Here is a 17,726-nt window from a genome sequence, read left to right as displayed (position 1 = left end):
ACTTACATCAATTATTTCAAATATTTTTCAATTAATCTCTACTTCCAAATTATTATTGTTTTTCATACTAAGAAATAAATTCAAATTACAATTTGAATTTCTCGGAGTCTAAAATGGTAAAAATAAACTAATTATGATAAAATAATTAATTATTATTCTATATTATGTATTTTTATAAAATTCAAAGATCACAACCTCGTCCCTCTTGGAACAAAAACAGTAACAGCATAATGTCCTCTTAGAATTAATCCTTTTTAAACAAATATAGTGAAACTCCGAATTAGGTTAATCATACTAATAATCAGTTTTATTATGATATCATCATACTCTTTTGTACATTTTTTATACTTTGCGAAATAAATACCCTGTTTGTTTCAAATTACTATTGCAAAGGCTCTTTTCATTAACTTTGTTACTACAGTTCCTAAAATAGAAAATTAAGATGTCGTTTCACTCATTATTCATCGTTTTTATTGAAGAAAAGATGACACGAAAGATAGATGTATACGTGCATAATTTTTTGTACGAAAAATAACATTCTATTCTAAAACACCCCTAGCAAAGGCTCTTTTCGTTAACTTTGTTACTTGTAGTTCCTACAATCAAGATGTCATTTTACTCATCAATCATCGTTTTTATAGAAGAAAAATGCCTCGAAAGATAGATGTATACGTGCATAATTTTTTGTACGAAAAATAACATTCTATTCTAAAACACCCCTAGCAAAGGCTCTTTTCGTTAACTTTGTTACTTGTAGTTCCTACAATCAAGATGTCATTTTACTCATCAATCATCGTTTTATAGAAGAAAAATGCCTCGAAAGATAGATGTATACGTGCATATATTCTAGAACGTATAGCAACGATCCATGCAAAAACAGCTTTACTTAAAGGAAATATCAGTGACTGAAAAACCTAAACTTCATAAAAGTCAGTTAACTATACGATAAAAAGCTACATATTTAGGAGGCTTCTATGTATGAGTAAAAATACTAATTATATTTTAGGAAAAATAACTAGTTCTTACAATAAACATAAACTTAGAAAATATAAAGAAAGTGTAAAAAAGATTAAAACATTTCGTTTAGAAACCTGGAATAAAAATCAAATAAAACAACGCTCTTTAACATTAATGCAGCAAGCGAAAAGCGGTACATCTCTTGAAGAATTATTATTTGAAGCCTATGCATTAGTTTACGAAACAGTAAAACGAGAATTGGGGTTCCACCTTTTTGATGAACAGCTTATAGCAGGGATAGCTCTTCATGAAGGAAAAGTTATTGAAATGCAAACTGGAGAGGGTAAAACTGTTGCAGCTGTACTACCTGCTTATTTAAATGCATTGCTGGGAAAAGGCGTGCATATTCTAACCTTTAATGACTATTTAGCAACAAGGGATGCTAAATGGATGGGTGTTATTTATAACTACTTAGGTTTATCAGTTGGTTTTATTAAAGAAGGGATGAATAACAAAGCTAGAAAGGAAGCGTATGATGCTGATGTTACATACTTGACTGCTAAAGAAGCAGGCTTTGATTACTTGAAAGATTCCATTTGTTATGATAACAAATCAATAGTTCATCGCCCTTTTCACTTTGCATTAGTAGATGAAGCAGACTCTATTCTTATTGATGAAGCAAGGGTTCCTCTTGTCATTGCAGACAAGGAATCTAGTTCGCAGGAAGATCCGAAACAGTTCACTGAAATCATAAGAAATTTACAACAAGAGATAGATTATGCAACTGACGAAAATGAACGAAATGTGTATTTAACAGACTTAGGAATAAAAAAAGCAGAGCAATTGTTATCCTGTGATAACTTATATAAGAATGAAAATGTCGATACGATGGCCTCACTCCATTGTGCCCTGCATGCTGAAGTTTTACTAAAAAGAGATGTCCATTACATTATTCGAGATGGTAGGATCGAGTTAATCGATGAACTCACTGGCAGGATTGCAGATAAAAGACATTGGCCCGATGGATTACAAGCTGCTGTAGAAGCTAAGGAAGGTTTGAATATTCAATCAAGTGGAAAAATATTAGGATCAATTACGTTGCACAATTTTTTAAATTTATATCCAACTATAAGTGGGATGACTGCAACCGCAAATTCATCCATTAATGAATTTACAGAAATCTATAATTTAGAAGTGATTACGATTCCATCTCATAAAACATGTTTAAGAATGGACTACCCACATAGTGTGTTTACCCACAAGGAAGCGAAAAAAAAAGCGTTGGTGAAGAAAATTAAAACAGTTCATTTGACAGGCCGCCCTATTTTAATCGGGACTAGTAGCGTAGAGGAATCTAACAACTTGGCAATTAATTTAAATGCAACGGGTATACAGTGTAATGTGCTCAATGCAAAAAATGATGAGTTGGAAGCGGAAATTATTTCACAAGCAGGAAGGTTAGGGGCAGTTACAGTTTCAACTAATATGGCAGGTCGTGGCGTTGATATTTTGTTAGGTGGAGGCTGTGCTGATGAGTATGAAAAGGTAGTAGGATTAGGTGGGCTATATGTTATTGGAACAAACCTACACGAAAGCAGTCGAATCGACAATCAGCTTCGGGGGAGAGCGGGTAGACAAGGTGATCCTGGTGCTACAAAATTTTTCATTAGTCTAGAAGATGATCTACTTATCCGTTTTGGCATTTCTAAAGTAATACCTCCAAAGTATCGCATATTAAAACAAGATGCACCTTTAACAAGTTCAAAGGTGATTCAAAAAATAGATCATATCCAACGAGTGGTGGATGGGGAAAATTTTGAAATAAGAAAAACATTAAATAAATACTCAGATATTCTTGAACAACAACGTTGTATAATTCTTAAAAAACGTCACGATATTTTATTGGATCGTGCAGTGGGGAATTTATTCTCCTCAAAAGAACCTGATAGATATGAAAGTCTATGTAATCAATTAGGAAAAACGAAAATGCATCAGATTGAAAAACGTATTACGTTGCTCCAAATAGATCTGTATTGGGCTGAACATTTGGATTTTATTGAATATATTAAGGAGGGAATACATCTCGAAAGTGTAGCTAGAAAAAATCCTTTAGATGAATTTCACACATTGCTCATATCAGCTTTTGATAAGTTGTCCGATAAGATTGAACAGGGCATGATGAACCACTTTCATGCTATTGACCCTAAAAAAGAAATTAATTTGGAGATGAAAATTTTAAAGCACCCTTCGGCAACTTGGACGTATATCGTTAATGATAACTTTGTTACTAGAAAAAACTCTTTATTTAAATTGTTATAAATACAGGAGGTACCTCCATTCTATTAGGCAATATTAGGTTTAGTTAACACCTTTCCTATGTCGTAAAGTTAAGAAAAAATGTATCTACAACTATAGGGAATGATTTAAACTTTGTTACTATTGATACCGAACTAGGGCCGCAATAAGTAACCTTACATAGTAATGCTAAGAACTTCAAAAATGATCGATTACACTAAATTTGTTACAGGTTATAGGAATTTGAAATATCACAGTTAATTCCTTACTAGGTAACATAGTCCAGCCGGAGTATTTGATACCAACTAGCAAAATTCTTTATAGAATTACCCACTGTACTTCATTAGCTTAAAATTCTCAGTAATTTCTTGCACTAATCTTATTGAAGTCTTATTTGCTCTACACTCGTGATCAGGATCATTAAATTAACAAAGTCTCCTAAATGTTCCTTGAGATACTTTTCAGTTACTTCTCTAATCATTGAGTCTCATTATTTCCATCTCTTTAAATCATCTATAACCTGTATAATTTGATTCTTTACTTAAAGGTATATAACTTAAGAGTATGTGAATTGATTGAACTCTAACTGATCTGTTACGGGTAGCTAGGTTGATATTATAATGAAACCTTGAATCTTCATTCTAACTATTTCATTACAGTGAGTTCTGAGTAACTTCATTGATTGTTCTATAAAGTCAGTTTTATTACATGCTCTCCTCAAGTCTAGCTACCTAATTTTAGTCAAAGAGTCAATTTTAAATTTTCCATATATCTTTATCCATTATTTCAATCACTTTTTTTGAGATTTCGTCTATTTCACATAAAATTTTTGAATTTTTTTCTTCTAGAACATTATTAATATGAGTGTTTCTTTGTGCTTCAGTTTTAGGATTCTCCATATTAATTATCAACTCCTGTATAGGGTTTTCCCAACATCATGTTGGCTAAGCTTATATAAAGTAATTAATAAGATGTAATTTTTTTCTACTCACTTATAGAAAAATGTCCTACTCCCGTAAAAGTACGAAAGACGTTACTCTATAAAGAGTAACGTCTTTCAAACCTAAAATATTAAATTAATAACTTATCAGCCTCCTGGCATTACCTCATCAGCTTTTAATGGTACAACTTTTACCTTTGGTTTATCAATATTGATAATTAGGGAATCTTCTTTAGGTTCACCATTTGTTGCACTTGCGTTTTGAGTATTTATAGTTAATGCTAAGGTAGCAACTATACATAAAGTCATCGTAAAATATAACACTTTCTTAAACATAAAGACTTTTCACCTCCGCGTAGTATAATGCATTTACAGGATACTTGTCTTGCCCAAGCTTTAGAAGAGCTTCTTTTGGTAACATTCCAAAAAACCTGTCTCCTCCTTGCTTTATATATAATTCTAACGACATCCAGTGGTATTTTGCATCGTCAGTAGCAAGACCTCTCAACCAAAGTCGTTGGGCTCTAGTTCCTTCTTTATTGTCAAGCTGATCTAGAATATGTAAAGCTTCTTCTTTCCTAGAATTTTTTATAAGCCAATAAGCCTTGTTTTGTTCATGTTCTATTTCTTCTATGTCTATATCTATGTTTACATGAATTTTAAGGAAATGAATTTTTTTAACAACTAATAATGCAGCGCTATCCATCCCTAATTGAGTATATAAATCTAATGCTTTTTCAAAATACTCTAACGCTTTTTGAGCATCAATAAATGCCCAAGTCAATCCCAATGTAACATAGCTATAAGCATTTGTTTTTAAATCTAAAGCAAATTCTAAAGGTTTATATGAAAAATTCCTAGCTTCCTCAAAGTTACAATTTCTTAAATTTATAGTTTGTTGTAACACATAATACTTAGTTTCTGAAAAAGACTTGTAATGGGAGTCTTCAATACTATTAATTAATTTTTCGACTCCTACTAGCTCTTTCAGCGATTCATTAAAGTAATGTAAATCATGATATATGTATGCAACAAGTATTCGTTTATAAACTGTACTAACTAAATCACTATCTGGTATCTTAAAGTTTTCAGCTTCATCACATAATTCTAGTAGCTTATTTTTTTGTTCTTCATGATTATTTTCAGCGTTTATAGGATCATTCCAACTTTTCATGCTTTTTATAAACTCTATTTTTCGCTTGTAATTTATATGAGTTAAGGTTCCGTATCGCTTTAAATTCGGATTATTTTGATAGTTTAATGCAATATTCGTTAGTTTCTCAAGTTCCTCAAGGTAATTGTTTTGGTCACAGTACATCATCGCTGACATAATCAATTCTGGTTTTTCATCTATTTCCTTAATAAATTTTAGCATAATCTGTTTTTCATGAAAAGTTCCTGCAAGATTATCAAAGGCTCGAACGCAAGCTAAAACCCAGTAAAACTTTGCTACTTTTTTACCATTTAAATACTTATTTAGCCACTTTTCTTCTATTAAATTATTTTCATATTTATCTTTTCCGACTATTTCTCTCATTTTTACTTGTGTTATCTGATGCTTCAACATCAATTCTTTTAATATTTGACCAGACGTTAGTTCACCATTAATCAACGTATTACTCAAAACATTGCACCCTCTCAAGTCAAAAATTTAACAAGCTAACCTTATCCTTTACTGAAAAGATTAGCTTAGCCGTCACTTATATAAGAAATATAAAGCTAACTGTGTTTATAATTGAGTACTTACATTTATTTTAGATCTTCATTCATTAACATATTATTCTTAAGAAAATAATAATTTTGATATATATAATAATTCTAGTACACCATATAATTCATTGAAAATGTCATATTATTCGCTGAGAGACCATTTTATGTCATTAAATGAAGTTATACATGATTTTCCTTTGATTTCCTTAAAGTAGAATTAATATATTTATTTTTCCACAGCAAACCTTACAAACTATGTAAATTCTAGCTTGGATACGATGAAATTTCAGATCGTTTATTACATATTTCACAATTAATTTACCTGCTTCTATAGCATAGCCGGATTTTTTATTTACCTTAATTGGTACATGGGGAATGTTTGAAACTTCCTATTTATTTCAATGTTAAACATTCTATTTTTCCGATGAATTAAAAAACAAACTTTCACAAACCCTTTTTATGCACTATGTTAACCTAATGATCGTATTCTATAGGGAAGGCGTTTTGTGTATAGTTGGGCTTGATTACAATTAAAACAATTAGTTGAGTTTCGTTTTGATGAAATGAAGTATACCATTTGTTAGTTGTAAATTTTTGTACGCAAAAATAAATCATTGAGAAAATAGGTGAATAGTTTGTTCAACAGTCGGTGGCAAAATCCACGTTATCAAACATCTCAAAACTATCCATTTAAAAATAATAAATGCTGTGTATATCAAGAAAGAAACAATCCTAATGGACCTACATATGGGATTTGTGTTCCCCTATTTGTAAAATGTCATGTAGCTGAAAATGGTTTTGTTAAAGTAGCAGAATATGAGGTGGCATATAATTGTTTTGGCTGTGTAATGTATGGAAGATAAATCTCTTTATTACATGTATATTTCATTAAAGGGAAAAGTAAATATATATGCTTAATGAGGTGATTTTTTTTGACATACAAATCTTTTAATAGACATTCTTCTTTGCTGGATATACCAATGATTTTCATTTCAAATAACGTGCGTTTTGTATTTATTTTCATACTTGGTGTGCTGTGGTTTCGTGATCATTTCGGCAAAAAAATCGTTATAAATTCAGTTGTATCAGTTGTTATTACTTTAATTACGAACACATTAATAAAGTTTTTTGTGTATAAGCCTCGACCTTTTATTTATAACCGTGTAGGAATACTCATACCTTCTAAAAGGGATTCTTCGTTTCCAAGTAAACATACTTTATTAGTATTTACCGTATCAACTTCTATCCTCCTCTATGAACGAGCCCTTGGATGTCTCATGTTAGGTCTTTCAGTGTTAACAGGTATTTCTCGCGTATGGGTTGGTCATCATTATCTTTCTGATGTGATTGGGAGTGCATTTATAGGAAGCTTAACAAGCATGATAGTTGGCAAAGCTTCTGGGATTTATAAGCGTTTTATGTACAAAAATTGTTATTGAGCCATATACTTAGCTTATTTTAACAGGAAGATGACTGCTGTAAAAAAGTAATCATCTTCCTTAAGCCATAATTAGTTACAATGTTCTTCTGATGTAGAACAATCTGAATTTAAATGATCAATTTGTATCGTCGTATGGTTAATATGGTACTTATCTTTTAATAATTTTGTTGCTTCATTCAATACCCTCTCATAATTATCACAATCTCCTATTTTAATGTGACAACTTAAAGACAAAAAGTCGGAGCTTATTGCCCACACATGCAAGTCATGAACATCAATAACATGAGAGATAGACAACAACTGTTCTTTAATATCCCCTACATCAATCCCTGGAGGACTTCCCTCCATTAATATGTGTAAAGAATCTCTCGTTACCCTCCATGCACTTATAATGATGAGAATAGCAACAATAACACTAGCGATCGGATCTGCCAAATTCCAACCAAAGAACATGATAAGTAAGGCAGCTATGATCGCACCTACTGATCCTAACAAATCCCCTAACACATGTAAAAATGCACTTCGAATATTTAGATTGTCACTCGTATCCCCTTTTAAAAGAATAAAGGCTACGATAATATTTACGAGTAATCCAATTGATGAAATAATTAGCATACCTTTACTAATTACATGAGGTGGTGCCAAAAGTCTGTTATATGCCTCCCAAAAAATATAAATAGATATAATAACTAAAGTAACTCCGTTTAATAGTGCAGCTAATATTTCAAATCGCCTATATCCAAACGTTTTCTCTAAAGTTGGTTGCTTTTCTCCGAACTTCATTGCCAAAAAGCTTAACCCTAGTGCTGCTGCGTCACTTAACATATGGCCTGCATCTGATAATAGCGCCAAGCTATTTGTTAGCACCCCTCCGATTACTTCAATAATCATATACGTACTAATGATAAAAAAGGATATTTTTAACGTCTTTTTATTTACATTATGAGTGTGAGTGTGACTATGACCGTGATCATGATGAGCATGTGAATGTCCCATGGCGTTGCCTCCCAAAAAGTATGTGTGAGTATTATTCTTTTCTATTAGCTGTTTTCTCATTAATTGTTGCTTTTCGTACTAAGAGCCAAACACTTACACAACTAGAGTTCGTGGCATCTTTCCTTCTGTACAACCATGACTAACCATGTAAAACTTTTTTGGTACTAATTGGATAACAATAGCAACAAAGTTTACGAAAAGAGCCTTTCAATTATTACTTCATTACGCATTTATTTAATATATGATCAACTATTCATATATTAAATATATAATCTTCACTTATATAAGTCAATGGTTTATTCAACAGCTATAGCGTTTTAAATCATATAGCAACTATATCTTTTACACACGTATGAGACAAAGTTTCATACCATATATATGAATAAGCTTCTTATTACATTGAAAGGAGTATTCCGTATGCTCGATACGATCGATTGGAAACTTATCTCCTTTGTCTCATATACATTATTCCATGAATACGTCACTTACATTCGAATTCCACAAATCTGTTATTGGGAAAATGCAAAACAAGACGCAATAAGAAAAGAGTAAAAAAACTCAACCACATCACCAGGTGATGTGGTTAAACATTTTTCACATAACATGTTAATGTTGACAACGTACTGATTACATCTTTACAGATGTGAAATATTATTTATTTTTTGTTTTGTTCAATTGATCCAAATACAAGTTACGTAAGGTTGATGTCTTATACAGCTCTAATCTTCTTCTTTCAGTCGGATGGATAATAATCCCCATGTCTTTCAATTGCTTTACGTACCAACCTTTTGAACCAGGATATGCCATACATCATTCCCCTTTCTCCTTATCGCTTGTCCTATATATATGCAACAAGTAACAGGGGAATGACCATCATATTTCTTAATATATTTTTGTTTCAGTAGTTTTAGCCTATCAGTTGTGTAAACTTGCTGCATTGCCTTCTAAGAAATAAGTACTTACATCTAACGTTGGTGGCATCTTTTCTCATTTACATTGAAGTCAATTATATAAAATTATTAATAGTTGTTCTAAATTAGTCTCAATAGCTACAGAGTTAACGAAAAGAGCCTTTCAAAAAGATGGAATAAACTCTCGAACTCGCTTAATTGAAAATTATATGTATGAAGGTATTCAAGGTAGATATGCTTAGCTAGTATTCGTTTACACATCACTTGCATGGATTACTTTGTCTTTTTCGCATTGTTTCTTCCTAATAAAATACACGTACACAACTAGAGCACATACCATAACGGTGACTAACTTATGAAAACAACACTTGAGGTTCTACTAATTTGGTAACAATAGCAACACAGCTTACAACAAAAACTATTACTTTACAATCATGACTGGACAGTTAGCTCGCTTGGCAACTTTATGGCTCACACTTCCTAATACCATTTCTTGAAATGTATTGAGCCCCCTACTTCCAATAACAACAAGGTCAAACCCACCATTATTCGCATATTTTACAATACTTGGTCCAGGTTCACCGTGAATCATTGTTGTCTTTATTTCCTTATTAATTATTCGATAACATATATCCTTTGTTGCTTGCAATCTTTCATTTCTTGTTAATTCAATATCGTGAGATTCAATGTTTCTTAATGCGTCTGATTTAGCTGTCTCATTGTCAACAATATATAAAATCTCAATTGTTGCTCCAGCAATTTCTTTTGCTAAAAATGCTGCTTTTTCTGCCGCACGTATTGCGTGATCAGAACCGTCAGAAGCTAGTAGTATTTTTTCAAACAATATATACACAACCCTTCGAAAATTGGATATGTTAAGTATATAAGAACAGCTAATAGAATAAAAGAAAATAGAGTAGGTTTTTAGTTCCCACTCTATTGTATAAGGTGTAAAAATTGTTTAGTACGTTCTTCTTTTGGTTTACTGAATATATCTTCAGGTTTGCCAGACTCGATAATCTTGCCGTCATCCATAAAGATGACTTTATCAGCAACCTCTTTTGCAAATCTCATTTCATGAGTAACTACAACCATCGTCATACCTTCGCTAGCTAAATCTTTCATCACCTTAAGGACTTCTTGAACAATTTCTGGGTCCAATGCAGAAGTAGGTTCATCAAAAAGCATAACATTGGGTTCCATCGCAAGTGCTCTTGCAATACCTACTCTTTGTTGCTGCCCGCCAGAGAGTTGAAATGGATAATAATCTATCTTATCAGCTAGTCCAACTTTAGTTAGGAGAGATTCGGCGATTTTCCTCACTTTATCCTTCCTAAGCCCTTTTACAATGACAGGACCTTCCATTACATTTTCAAGTGCTGTTTTGTGCGGAAACAAATTATAGTTTTGAAATACCATGCCTGTATTTTTTCTAAAGGAAGCTATTTGCTTTTGCTTCAACTTGTTAGAAAAATCTAAAGTATCCTCAGCTATTGTAATACGACCCTTAGTCGGAGTTTCTAGTACATTTAAACAACGTAAAAGTGTTGTTTTTCCTGATCCCGATGGACCGACGACGACGACAACCTTCCCTTTAGGAATATCTAAATCGATTCCTTTTAACACTTCTAACTGGTCGAATGACTTATATAATCCACTGATTGAAATCATCTATTTTGCCCCTTCTTAATGTTTTATCTCACTACATACCTATCTAGCCTGCGCTCTACTCTGTCTTGAATTAACGAAAGAATAAAACAAATGATCCAATATAATAGTGCAGCTTCAGTGTATAGTAGTAAAAACTCATAGTTTGTTGCAGCAATTTCTTGAGCCTTTCGAAACATTTCGGTTACCAAGATTAACGATGCTAGTGATGTATCTTTTACAAGACTAATAAATGTGTTTGATAATGGTGGAATCGAAACTCTTGTAGCTTGAGGTAAAACAATTCTTGTTAATACTCTAGAGTATGACATACCAATCGAATACCCAGCTTCCCACTGACCTTTAGGAATAGATAATATAGCTGCGCGAATGATTTCTGATGAATATGCACCTACATTCAATGAAAAACCAATAACGGCAGACGGAAATGGGTCAACAATAATTCCAATATTAGGCAAACCATAAAAGATAATAAATAATTGCACTAAAAGTGGTGTACCTCTTATTATTGAAATGTAAATTCGAGCTACAATTTCCAATACTCTAATATTAGATATCCTCGCTAGAGCAGTAAGGATTGCTAATATAATTCCGAAAAAAAACGACCAAAGTGTTAATGGAATCGTAGAATCCAAAGCTCCCTTCACCAATGGGAGAAGGGAACTTTGAGCGATGTCTACTATTTTTTCTAATCTTTCTGGATTAGTTAAGATATTACTTAAGTACATTTTCACCAAACCATTTCACTGAGATTCTTTCGTATGATCCATCATCAATCATTTCGGCTAAAGCCTCATTTACGGCTTCAACAAGTGTTTCATTACCTTTTCTAAATGTTAGTCCACTTTCGCCAGCGTCTTCAGATGTAGCTACAATTTTGATTGGTGCATCAGGACGTTGCACTTGAAAATCTAGAACTGATAGCTTGTCGTTAATCGTTACATCTACACGTTTAGATGTAATCAGTTCAATAGCTTGGTTAAATCCTTCAACTCCTACAAGTTCTGCCCCATTTTCCTTTGCAATATCAGCATAGTTACTAGTTAAGGATTGAGCTGCTTTCAGCCCAGAAATGTCAGCAAAGCTAGCTACTGCATCGTTATCTTCACTCGTTACTAAAACAGCTGCAGATGTGATATAAGGATCAGAGAAATCATATTTTTCTAAGCGATCCTCTCTAATTCCAACTTGATTTGCAATCATATCAAATCGTTTAGAATTTAAGCCTTCAAACATAGCATCCCATTGTGTTTCTAAAAATTCTGCTTCTACCTCTAATCGCTTAGCAACTTCCTTTGCGATCTCTACATCAAAACCTGTTAATTCACCACTATCATCATGAAAAGTAAATGGAGGGTATGTTCCCTCTGTGCCAACCTTTAATACGCCATCTTCTTTGATTTTTTGTAGAAGATCGGTTGTTTCTTCGTTAGTAGCTTCATTGTTTTCTGTATTTCCACTACCACTCGTTCCTTCTTTTTGTTCAGCTGTTCCACATGCAGCTAGAACGAGAGTTAGTCCGAATATGAATGTTAAACCTAATATAAGCTTTTTCATTTTTAATCCCCCAGTAATTTTATCGGATTTTAACAATATGTTAATTAAGTATAGCTAGATTTCACCTTTTGTCAACGGATTTGAATTATACAGACTTTTCGAAACACATATTATTATTTCCATTGTTTAATATTTTTATTTTACAAAGGCTCTTTTCATAAACTTTGTTGCTATTTTTATTAAGAATAGACAGTATGATGAGTTTTATTAGTTCTCATAGGTTTTATGCGTAGCAAAGAGCCACGAACGTTAGGTGTAGACGTGCTTATATCTAAGCATGAAAAGCAACAATCGCTGTGAAAATAGTATTTAAAAAGGTTTTTTCTGAAAACTTTACTAAAAATGGTCAGTTTGATGAGTTAAATGGGCATATAGATTTAAAAGTAGAAAGGATACCACGAACGTTATATGTAGATGTGCTTATATCCAAGTATGAAAAGCAACAATCGGTGCGAAAACAGCCTTTTACAAAAGAACTTTAGACAAAATTTGTTGTTAATTCGAGTGATTTCTGTGGAATTGACAACGTTAAGATGCAACGAAAGTAGCTAAATGTTTGCAAGCTTTGTTTACCAGCGGAAATACAGCATTTATATAACCAAGCGTAGCTGTAATATTAGATCATTTCCACACACTTATTCTAAAAGAATTATCCCTACCTTTCTTGTTCGTGAATAAACATATTTATTTCCAAAAAAAGTTTGACAATTTTGTGACAAAAGATAGAATATTCTTATAAGGGGATGAAAATATATGAAGAAAAAACCACTTGAGTCACTATTGTTTATGAAAAAAATAACAAGTGTTGGATTAATATTAGGTTGTATTGTTTTTTTATTTAGTTTTTTTGTAAGCGGTATCAAAGGTGATTACGTACTATCAATAGGGCTTAGCATTATGATATCTTCAATGATCCTTTTCGGGTTTGGTCTTAGTTTAAATCTCATGGAAGCAGTAAGTGATCGCAGTACCTCTTAATGATTTTTAATATTCATTTTTAGATAGTCATGAATCGTATAGCCATATACGATGCTCACAAATAATAAAGGGTCAGACCTTACTCTATATCTCGAAAAGCATGCTAGGTAGTAGCAAACCTAGTATACCGATATAGAAAATAAGACTGACCCTTTTCGTTATATTTATAAGGTTAATATTGTTAGAATCTAGTGTCATGAAGACCCGTGCCATTCAGTAATGATGTTGATGAAAGACTGTTTCTTTTCGTACTAAGAATGATGGATTTCATAGAAAGACCCAACTTACTGTCCATTTTAGTAACAGTAGTAAAAGAGCCTTATGAAAAAGCCTTTAACTAATTTGGCTAGTCATTAATGTGCTGCATGACCTGCTGTCAACACCCAAATAGAGCCTACAACAATAACAACAGCTATAAAAACTCCATAACCAATATTAATAATGTTAGCCTTCCCATCTTCCCCTTCGGTCATATGCATAAACATGAACAATTGTAGCCCTGCTTGAATAACTGCTAAAGAACCGATGATCCACATAATTACATTAAACGATAAGTTCGTTTTAAGAGCTACTCCCGTAGCTATAAAGGTTAGTACGATGGAAGATATGAAACCTAATACGTGCCCAGTAGGAAAACGATTTGTTTTACTTGCCATAAATCACACCATCCCTTTTAAATACACAAATGTGAAAATAAAAATCCAGACGACATCTAAGAAGTGCCAGTACAAGCTAATGATGAATGTTTTTCTAGCAGTAACAGGTGTTAAGCCTCTTCTTAGTAACTGTATAATAATGATCGTTACCCAGCCGATTCCAACCGTTACATGGAGTCCGTGTGTACCTAGGAGCACGAAGAAGCTTGATAAGAAAGCACTCGTTTGCATCGTAGCACCCACACTAACATAATGGATGAATTCAGTAATCTCCATGTATACGAACCCTACGCCAAGTAATACTGTAATTATAAGCCATGTAAGCAGACCTTTTAAGTTTTGTCTTCTCATTTCAAAGATGGCCAATCCGCAAGTAAAGCTACTCGTTAATAGCAATAAAGTTTCAATCATGACATCCTTAATTTGAAAAATATCTTCGGGTCCTGGTCCACCTGCTGTACGCCCCCCCAGAACACCGTAAACCATAAACAATGTAGCAAACAAAACAATCTCAGCACCTAAGAAAATCCAAAAACCAAAAATATTCATACGGTCTTGCTCTGTTTGATATTCAAGTGGTAAGGAAGTATCAACCTTTGCTGACATGATTGTTCACCTCTTCTGCTTTATTTCTCCAAGATTTTTCAGTCTCTTTTATTTCTTTTACAGGTATATGATAACCATCGTTATAATCAAACGAACGAATGATCAGCCCCGCGAAAATACCCACTGCCGCTATTGCTGCAGCAATATGCCATTCAAATACGAGGAAGAATCCTGCTATACCGAAAACAACAGCCATATAAAATGGAAGCCCTGAATTGCTCGGCATATGAATTTCTTCAATCTCATTATCCTTCAGATCTAGTCCTTCTTTGTTCTTCTTCATGTGCCAAAAAACGTCCAATGATTTTACTTCTGGTAGTTTTGCAAAATTATAGTATGGTGCTGGCGAAGCTGTTGCCCATTCTAATGTTCTAGCATCCCATGGATCATTTGAAACATTGCGATCAGCATGGCGTATGCTCCAATAAATGTTATAGCAGAATACAGCAAATCCAATAGCAAGTATGGCTGATCCGATCGCTGAAACTAAGAACAGTGGTGCAAAACCTGATTCTACTGAAAAAGTATATGACCGTCTTACTGCACCATCTAATCCTAATAAAAACATTGGGAAGAAGGTTAAGTTAAAACCAATCACAAATAACCAGAAATGATATTTTCCTAGTCTCTCATTTAGCTTAAAGCCAAAGATTTTAGGCCACCAATAATATAGACCTGCAAATACGGCAAACACGACACCAGGTATTAATACGTAATGGAAATGAGCAACTAAGAACAGGGTATTATGATATTGATAATCTGCTGCTGCCATCGCAAGCATAACGCCAGTTACACCACCGATAACAAAGTTTGGCACAAATGCTAAAGCCCATAACATCGCATTAGTAAATTTAATTCTTCCTTTTCTCATCGTAAATAACCAGTTAAATATTTTTACACCTGTAGGTACAGCAATTAACATCGTTGAGATAGAGAAAAATGAATTAACTGCTGCTCCGACACCCATTGTAAAGAAATGATGGACCCATACAAGCATACTTAAAAATGCTATCCCGACAATTGAAAATACCATAGATTTATAGCCAAATAGTGATTTTCTTGAGAAGGTCGCGATTACCTCTGAGAAAATACCAAACGCAGGTAATGCTACAATATACACTTCTGGATGTCCCCATAGCCAGAATAGATTTGCCCATAACATATCTGACCCACCAGCAGACAGTGTAAAGAAGTGAGTACCATACAATCGGTCAAATGTCATTAAGCCAAGCGCGACCGTGAAAATAGGAAATGCAGCAACGATAATGACTGATGTAATGAAAGATGTCCAAGTAAACATTGGCATTTTCATCAATGTCATGCCTTTTGTTCTCATTTTCAGGATCGTGACAATAAAGTTGATACCTGTCATTAATGTACCGATACCCGCAATTTGAAGCGCAATGGCATAATAATTGTTTCCGATACCTGGACTAAACTCCTTACCAGCTAGCGGGAAATACGATGTCCAACCTGCATCAGGTGATCCACCTATGACGAATGATATATTAAATAGCATAGCTCCACTAAAGAATAACCAAAAGCTTAAAGCATTTAATTGTGGAAATGCTACATCTCTCGCACCGATTTGTAGAGGGATGATCACGTTCATTAAACCGATTAAAAACGGCATAGCCATAAACAAAATCATGATCACACCATGAGTTGTAAATATTTCATTATAATGTTGAGCATCTAAAAATTCCATTTCAGGTCTAGATGTTTGGACTTTCATCAAAAGACCGTCTATCCCACCACGGAAAAACATTAATACTGCTGATAGGATATACATAATACCTATTTTTTTATGATCGACTGTCGTTAACCATTCAGTCCATAACCAGCGCCATTTTTTCAAATAGGTTACGACACCTATTATTCCAACCATGGTGAGTAAAATTGCAATTTGTGACCCTAGAATTAATGGATCACCTGTTATAAAAAACTCATCCCATTTAATGCCCACCGTGATCACCCCCGTTTTCCTCTTCCATGTTCATATCATCATCTTTTTGAGTGTCAGTAGAATCATTTTTATAGTTGTCTTCTTCTGAGAATATCTTTCCTTGATAGCTATGATTCTTATATAATTCAGGATTTGTATACGTTTTAGAGTCCATATCAGCATGGTTAACCCACTCTAAGTGAGTATTAGAATATGTTAATCTACCTAAATGTGTTGGCAAAAGAAGCTCTTCATACTCCTCCTCAGTTAATTTAGGAGCCGTTTCCTGCACTTCCTTTTTCCACTCCTCGTAGTCTTGTGGCGTCTGTGCTAATACTTCAAATTCCATTTTCGCATAACCCCGACCATTGAAATTAGTATTTCTACCTTCATATGAACCAGGATTATCAGCTACAACAAATAAATCTGTTTCCATTTTATTCATTGTGTATATTTGTCCAGCTAAAGCAGGCACCCAAAATGATTGCATCGTTGAAGCTGATGTTAATTTAAAGTGAACTGGTCTATCAGCTGGAATATTTACATAATTAACTGTTTCAATTCCATCTTCTGGATAGCTAAAAATCCATTTCCAGTCGGCAGATGTCACATGAATGACAACTGGCTCTTGATCTTCGTAGCCTTCTGGAATTTTTTCAAGGTCATACAGCGTAGTTACCGTAGGAATTGTTAGAGCAACAAGAATAAGGACTGGAATGGCGGTCCAAATAATCTCTAGCAATGTACTACCGTGTTCTTCTGGCGGTTCATAATCCATATTGTCTGGTTTTTCTCGATATTTCCAAACGATATAAGCAAATAAACCGAACACAACAACAACAATTAAAAGCATCCATAAAATTGACTGATTAATTAAGTTAGCGATACTTCGTGCTGCAGGTCCTTGTGGATCAAGCACAACCAAATTTGTTTCACAACCACTTAGAAACAACACTGGAAGAGTTGTTAAAAACAACAAGACAAGTCCCTTGTTAAACTTCATGTTAATTCACCCCAAAAGTTAAGTATACTTACTAAAAATATCGTGAATATGTTCATTTCTTCA

19 protein-coding genes are annotated in these 17,726 nt (G+C 33.5%); 6 read left to right on the top strand and 13 right to left on the bottom strand.

What is annotated here, in order from left to right; genetic code table 11:
- Positions 1–978: 978 nt before the first annotated feature.
- Positions 979–3,276, top strand: coding sequence for an accessory Sec system translocase SecA2 (secA2, locus tag JM172_RS16765; RefSeq protein ID WP_214483524.1), 2,298 nt, complete (start codon positions 979–981; stop codon positions 3,274–3,276).
- A 731-nt stretch (positions 3,277–4,007) separates the two neighbouring features.
- Here secA2 and JM172_RS16760 read toward each other — a convergent pair.
- The 3 genes from JM172_RS16760 to JM172_RS16750 all read right to left on the bottom strand — a co-directional run bounded on the left by JM172_RS16760 (position 4,008) and on the right by JM172_RS16750 (position 5,804).
- Entirely contained in the window at positions 4,008–4,151 is a 144-nt protein-coding gene (locus tag JM172_RS16760) for a hypothetical protein (RefSeq protein ID WP_214483523.1), read from the bottom strand.
- 188 nt (positions 4,152–4,339) lie between these two features.
- Positions 4,340–4,528, bottom strand: coding sequence for a hypothetical protein (locus JM172_RS16755; protein ID WP_214483522.1), 189 nt, complete (start codon positions 4,526–4,528; stop codon positions 4,340–4,342).
- A complete protein-coding gene (locus JM172_RS16750; RefSeq protein ID WP_214483521.1) occupies positions 4,521–5,804 on the bottom strand; it encodes an AimR family lysis-lysogeny pheromone receptor in 1,284 nt (427 codons plus the stop codon). The genes JM172_RS16755 and JM172_RS16750 overlap by 8 nt, the downstream gene beginning before the upstream one ends.
- 733 nt (positions 5,805–6,537) lie before the next feature.
- Between JM172_RS16750 and JM172_RS16745 the strand changes: the two genes are divergently transcribed.
- Together JM172_RS16745 and JM172_RS16740 are read left to right on the top strand one after the other, a co-directional pair.
- Positions 6,538–6,765: a hypothetical protein gene (locus JM172_RS16745; protein WP_214483520.1), complete on the top strand. Its 228-nt coding sequence runs from the start codon at positions 6,538–6,540 to the stop codon at positions 6,763–6,765.
- A gap of 69 nt (positions 6,766–6,834) precedes the next feature.
- Positions 6,835–7,341, top strand: a complete 507-nt coding sequence (locus tag JM172_RS16740) for a phosphatase PAP2 family protein (protein ID WP_483297260.1) — start codon at positions 6,835–6,837, stop codon at positions 7,339–7,341.
- Positions 7,342–7,412: 71 nt separating this feature from the next.
- On the opposite strand, the gene JM172_RS16735 is transcribed toward JM172_RS16740, so the two are convergent.
- Positions 7,413–8,339: a cation diffusion facilitator family transporter gene (locus JM172_RS16735; protein WP_214483519.1), complete on the bottom strand. Its 927-nt coding sequence runs from the start codon at positions 8,337–8,339 to the stop codon at positions 7,413–7,415.
- 378 nt (positions 8,340–8,717) lie between these two features.
- Between JM172_RS16735 and JM172_RS16730 the strand changes: the two genes are divergently transcribed.
- Entirely contained in the window at positions 8,718–8,891 is a 174-nt protein-coding gene (locus JM172_RS16730; protein ID WP_214483543.1) for a hypothetical protein, read from the top strand.
- Positions 8,892–8,990: 99 nt separating this feature from the next.
- On the opposite strand, the gene JM172_RS16725 is transcribed toward JM172_RS16730, so the two are convergent.
- The 5 genes from JM172_RS16725 to JM172_RS16705 form a co-directional block, all read right to left on the bottom strand.
- Positions 8,991–9,146 (bottom strand): YflJ family protein, encoded by a 156-nt coding sequence (locus JM172_RS16725; protein WP_214483518.1) that lies wholly within the window; start codon positions 9,144–9,146, stop codon positions 8,991–8,993.
- A gap of 525 nt (positions 9,147–9,671) precedes the next feature.
- Positions 9,672–10,103: a universal stress protein gene (locus JM172_RS16720; protein ID WP_352223698.1), complete on the bottom strand. Its 432-nt coding sequence runs from the start codon at positions 10,101–10,103 to the stop codon at positions 9,672–9,674.
- Between the two features lie 83 nt (positions 10,104–10,186).
- Positions 10,187–10,921 carry an amino acid ABC transporter ATP-binding protein gene (locus JM172_RS16715; RefSeq protein WP_214483516.1) on the bottom strand — a complete coding sequence of 245 codons (735 nt, stop codon included), beginning with the start codon at positions 10,919–10,921 and terminating at the stop codon, positions 10,187–10,189.
- Between the two features lie 23 nt (positions 10,922–10,944).
- On the bottom strand, positions 10,945–11,646 hold the full coding sequence (locus JM172_RS16710) for an amino acid ABC transporter permease (RefSeq protein WP_214483541.1): 702 nt from the start codon (positions 11,644–11,646) through the stop codon (positions 10,945–10,947).
- Positions 11,633–12,475, bottom strand: a complete 843-nt coding sequence (locus tag JM172_RS16705; RefSeq protein WP_214483515.1) for an amino acid ABC transporter substrate-binding protein — start codon at positions 12,473–12,475, stop codon at positions 11,633–11,635. Before JM172_RS16705 ends, JM172_RS16710 begins: the two co-directional genes overlap by 14 nt.
- 296 nt (positions 12,476–12,771) lie before the next feature.
- On the opposite strand from JM172_RS16705, the gene JM172_RS16700 reads away from it, so the two are divergent.
- Positions 12,772–12,957 (top strand): hypothetical protein, encoded by a 186-nt coding sequence (locus JM172_RS16700; protein WP_214483514.1) that lies wholly within the window; start codon positions 12,772–12,774, stop codon positions 12,955–12,957.
- A 271-nt stretch (positions 12,958–13,228) separates the two neighbouring features.
- Positions 13,229–13,453 (top strand): hypothetical protein, encoded by a 225-nt coding sequence (locus JM172_RS16695; RefSeq protein WP_214483513.1) that lies wholly within the window; start codon positions 13,229–13,231, stop codon positions 13,451–13,453.
- A gap of 353 nt (positions 13,454–13,806) precedes the next feature.
- Here the strand turns inward: JM172_RS16695 and qoxD are convergent, their stop codons facing one another.
- From qoxD to qoxA, 4 genes are read right to left on the bottom strand one after another with little or no spacing between them, the layout of a single operon-like run.
- Positions 13,807–14,109: a cytochrome aa3 quinol oxidase subunit IV gene (gene qoxD / locus JM172_RS16690; RefSeq protein ID WP_214483512.1), complete on the bottom strand. Its 303-nt coding sequence runs from the start codon at positions 14,107–14,109 to the stop codon at positions 13,807–13,809.
- Positions 14,110–14,112: 3 nt separating this feature from the next.
- Positions 14,113–14,715 carry a cytochrome aa3 quinol oxidase subunit III gene (gene qoxC, locus JM172_RS16685; protein ID WP_214483511.1) on the bottom strand — a complete coding sequence of 201 codons (603 nt, stop codon included), beginning with the start codon at positions 14,713–14,715 and terminating at the stop codon, positions 14,113–14,115.
- Entirely contained in the window at positions 14,699–16,681 is a 1,983-nt protein-coding gene (gene qoxB / locus JM172_RS16680; RefSeq protein ID WP_214483510.1) for a cytochrome aa3 quinol oxidase subunit I, read from the bottom strand. The genes qoxC and qoxB overlap by 17 nt, the downstream gene beginning before the upstream one ends.
- On the bottom strand, positions 16,671–17,663 hold the full coding sequence (qoxA, locus tag JM172_RS16675; RefSeq protein WP_214483509.1) for a cytochrome aa3 quinol oxidase subunit II: 993 nt from the start codon (positions 17,661–17,663) through the stop codon (positions 16,671–16,673). Before qoxA ends, qoxB begins: the two co-directional genes overlap by 11 nt.
- Between the last annotated feature and the right edge of the window lie 63 nt (positions 17,664–17,726).

It is taken from the genome of Bacillus sp. SM2101, assembly GCF_018588585.1.
In the GTDB taxonomy this organism is placed as follows: Bacteria; Bacillota; Bacilli; order Bacillales; family SM2101; genus Nanhaiella; species Nanhaiella sioensis.
Note: the sequence above shows the minus strand (reverse complement) of the source record. Positions and strands in the feature narration are given on the sequence as shown.